Here is a 3986-nt window from a genome sequence, read left to right as displayed (position 1 = left end):
CTGTCTTTTCTCTGATATACAAAGTTTGGCTTTCCCTTGTCATCATAGTAATAATCTGTTATTTCAAGGTCATTCTTCCTGTGTTCTATGGAGGTTATTTTATGCATCTTTCCTGTTTTTGGATGCTTGTAAACCTCATACTCTATACGGTTGCCATTTTTCTTATTTATCAGCTCTTTTCTTACAAGCTTGTACTTCTTTATCTGACCGTCTTTACTGCTCTTAGTGTTGATATCTTCAAGAGTGTAGAAGATTCTCACATTCCAGTCAGCCTTATAATTTCTCGCATTTGGCTTCTTATTCTTTTTGTAAATGTCGATTTTTTCTGCTGTTGCTGAGTAGAGCTTATCTGCTCCATTAGTTGCTGCAAGGGTAAGCTTTGCAGCCGGTTCTGTCATTCCAAACGAGAGGCTTAGTGCCAGTGCCAGTGAAAAGACTTGTTTCTTGATTCTTGGTTTCATAGTATTCTTTCCTCCTATTTTTAAAATATCCTTAGTCTGATTGTTCTACTCATCTTCCAATTTCTTATAAATTTTCTTAAGTACATCTACGAATCTTCCTGTCCTTTCTCCAAGTTCACTATGTACTTCTTCATTTAACTCATCAAAATCTGTGTAACCATAATAATACAGCCTGGATGCAACCCCATACAGCCACTCATATCTGTAGTTAAACAGAGTGCTGAAGTTAGTCCATAGTACCTCATCTTTCTTCAATTTAGCTGTTACCTGAGCCATAGTCTTCTTGCCGTTTTTCTTTATTATGCCCATCTGCTTCATAAGTACAAGCACATCTCCATCAGTTTTAAACTTATAGCCTGCCTTTGCACAATAAATATTGATAACTGTCTGAAGCTCTCCTATACTTCTGATTCTTGCCACTTCTTCACTAGCAAGGTATTTTTTATTTGTATAGTATGATTTAAGGTCTGAGCTGTCTACTATGCTATTTTCGCTATATCCATTAAGAATAATGTCAGGTTTTATTGCAAATTCGCTTCTTACTCCCCATCCACTTGATTCATCATAATAATTGACATATACTTCTCTTTCTTTTTTATTGCTTAGCTTAGACTTATAAGTGAGCTCATATATTGTCTTTTGTGAGTCATATATTTCCTCATAAACATTATAAAGATCATATATGCTTGTATTATCAAAATATTTGCCACCTGTACTATAGGCTATATTGTTAAGTACATAACTATCTACCTGAGAGCCAAGTGCTATTATATATACAGGTATTTTATAGCGTTTTGATACCTCAATAACATCATCTTCCGAAAAGTCATATCCTGTACCATATGGCACATTCATGCCATCCGTAAATGCAACTACGCATTTTGAACCGGGTTGCGATGCAGTATATATTACAGATGAATAGAGAGATTGATAAAGGCTTGTAAGCCCATAACAATTAAGCCCATCCACTAGATTAACTATATTATTCTTATCATCTGTAAATTCACTTTCTCTCCTATATATGTCAGAAATAATTGAAAGCCCCAACTCAGTATCATCATCAGTATTAGATATAAAATTTTTTACAGATTCTTTCATGTCATAGAATATGTCCTGCATACTTCCACTTACATCAACTACAAGGTCTATACTTAGCGAGCCGTTTACCTGATTCATTCCTACAATTTCTGCCTGACTCCACTCTTTGTCTCCCTTGCCTCTCTCAAGCAATGTAAATTTGTCAGCATTCCAATTATTACCATTGTCTTCATAATAAAATTTAACCGTCTTATCCTCAGACACATCCATCTGAATGAAGTTTTCAAAATAATCACTTTTACCGATGCGGTCATACCTTTTTTTCTGCTCATCAAAGTCGTTAAATACCTGTTCTGCTTTTACATAATCAGCGTTCTTTAAAGCTTCTTCCAGTTCTTTCTTAGCATTATCTATAAATCCCTTTTCTGCATCAAAATAATCTCTACTGGCAGACATTTCCCTAATCTTATTATTGTATTCTTCTGCTTTTTGCTCATTGTAAGTCCTTATATCAGCTAGCATGCTCTCAAGTTCGTCTACTCCTGCCTTACTTTCTTCCTCATCAAGTGTTGAAAAAGCTTTTTCTGTCTTTACCTTTGCTTCTTCGTATTTTGCAGTATAATCTCCAAATAGGAATTTACTTTCTACCTCTGTTTCATTTATTATATCTTTATACTTCTTTTCATAATCTGCTATTCTTTCTTTAAGCTCATCTACATTTTTAAAAAGTGCAGATATCTTTTCCTGCTCTTCTTCAAACTTAAAGATATTGTAGCTGTCTGCTGTCTTTCCTGCTTCTTTGATTAATGAAGAATATTCATCCTCATATTTCCCAAGCGAACTATAGCTTTTAGCTTTTTTCTCAGTTTCTGCTATATAGTTTCTGAAATCATCTGTTTTAGCTTTTACTATATAAAAGCCTGTCCCCAATCCTGCTATCAAAAGTGCAAGTACTAATGACAGTATTACAGCCAGTTTTTTATTAAACGGTCTTTTTGTCTTAATAGAATTTTGTCCTGTATTTTCAGTTTTTTCCGGTACTTCCTTAGTTTCTGCATTTGAAGTTATTTCGGTTTCAGTCACTTCCTGTTTGGGTACCTGACTGATTTCATCATCTGCTTCTTGGTTTACAGGTGTTCCACATTTGTTGCAGAACTTAGCCCCTGCAATAAGTTCATTACCACAGTTGTTACAATGCATAATGTTATCCTCTTTCTCTTGATTTTTGTTATTTTATGTATTCTATTTCCATACTAATGCTTTATAGATGCCTCTATTAATATCTAAATATACATTCACATCCGTTTCAGAAAAACGATACATTAGCCCCAGATACTTTACATCCCATTTATTGTCATCAAAACTCTCATATATATTTATCCCCCAGTTAACCAGATGAGATTTTATAGTCTCTATAAAATTTGACATATCTTCTTTGGTTACTTCAGCACCAAAAAGCGGATCACTATTTGCTGCATTAGCCGGGGCAGGCAAGGTTATTATCTCAAATCTCATACCAAGACTGCCATCAGCAACGCTATTGCCTATTTCCTTCAACCTATCTACAAATTGTGGTGGGAAATACTGCTTATTTGCATAATCAATATATTCACTACCTTGCCCCATATATACATCAATTATAGTATCATCTGCTATTTCTGTATAAGAAGACTCTTCATTTATTTCTTGATTATACTCATTGCTTATACTAGAATTTTGATTCAATTCACTATCTTCATTATTTATGTTTTCATCTGATATATAAGACGATTCTTTTAAGTCTGAAGATAATGAACTTGTCTTTGCAATCTCAGCATTATCCGGCAAATTGCCATCTTTTTTATTAAATATTGGAATAATTATAAGCATAAGTATAATAATGCCAACAGCACCAAGCACAAAATACTTACGCTCTTTCAATATATCAATTAACTTTGAGCTTATAGCTATCATCTGTTCTGTGTCAAAGGTGTTTTTATTTGTATTATTCCCACTTGCAGAGCCGGACTCCGTTGTATTGCAAAACTTATCCTGTTCAATCTTATTGCCACATTTACCACAGAACTTAGCATTATCATCTAATTCATTGCCACATTTATTACAGAACATGTATTTCTACTCCTCTTTATCAAAAGTAAACTCACCAAAGCCAAAGTTTACTGTTAATTTTTTATTTTTCCAGTCAAAATGAGCCTCACAACCAACTTCTCCAAGTGAAAAACCTAATAATTCAGGCACTTCACCGCTTATGTAATAATTGTCACCCGAAGTTTTTTTCCACTTCAGATTACCTGCAAATGTTCCATAAGCTCCCATCTGTAACTCACCATCTTCAAGAAATTTCATTTCAATAGGTGTGTCTGCTGACTTCCAGCTTCCTATTGGTAATAAAAAGCGTTTTTCTACTTCCTTGTATCCAAAGTAGCAGGCTACTACGAGTACTGCCAGTACTACAAGCTTAACAAAACCCGACTTTTTCCTTACAGG

4 protein-coding genes are annotated in these 3986 nt (G+C 34.3%); all 4 read right to left on the bottom strand.

Annotated features, from left to right (window positions below; translation table 11 throughout):
• Window positions 1–461 (bottom strand): hypothetical protein (locus tag ACTTKP_RS11530; RefSeq protein WP_442554046.1); only part of this gene is annotated, 461 nt, incomplete at its 3' end.
• Between the two features lie 45 nt (window positions 462–506).
• On the bottom strand, window positions 507–2699 hold the full coding sequence (locus tag ACTTKP_RS11525; RefSeq protein WP_442554045.1) for a VWA domain-containing protein: 2193 nt from the start codon (window positions 2697–2699) through the stop codon (window positions 507–509).
• Between the two features lie 42 nt (window positions 2700–2741).
• Window positions 2742–3608, bottom strand: a complete 867-nt coding sequence (locus ACTTKP_RS11520; protein ID WP_442554044.1) for a zinc ribbon domain-containing protein — start codon at window positions 3606–3608, stop codon at window positions 2742–2744.
• A 6-nt stretch (window positions 3609–3614) separates the two neighbouring features.
• On the bottom strand, window positions 3615–3986 hold a 372-nt coding region (locus tag ACTTKP_RS11515; protein WP_442554043.1), incomplete at its 5' end, for a hypothetical protein.

The sequence above is a fragment of the Catonella sp. genome (assembly GCF_052169795.1).
Taxonomy (GTDB): domain Bacteria; phylum Bacillota; class Clostridia; order Lachnospirales; family Lachnospiraceae; genus Catonella.
Note: the sequence above shows the minus strand (reverse complement) of the source record. Positions and strands in the feature narration are given on the sequence as shown.

Coding starts and splice junctions, on each gene's coding strand:
- ACTTKP_RS11525 (WP_442554045.1), bottom strand. CDS start 2,699: ATGCATTGTAACAACTGTGGTAATGAACTTATTGCAGGGGCTAAGTTC.
- ACTTKP_RS11520 (WP_442554044.1), bottom strand. CDS start 3,608: ATGTTCTGTAATAAATGTGGCAATGAATTAGATGATAATGCTAAGTTC.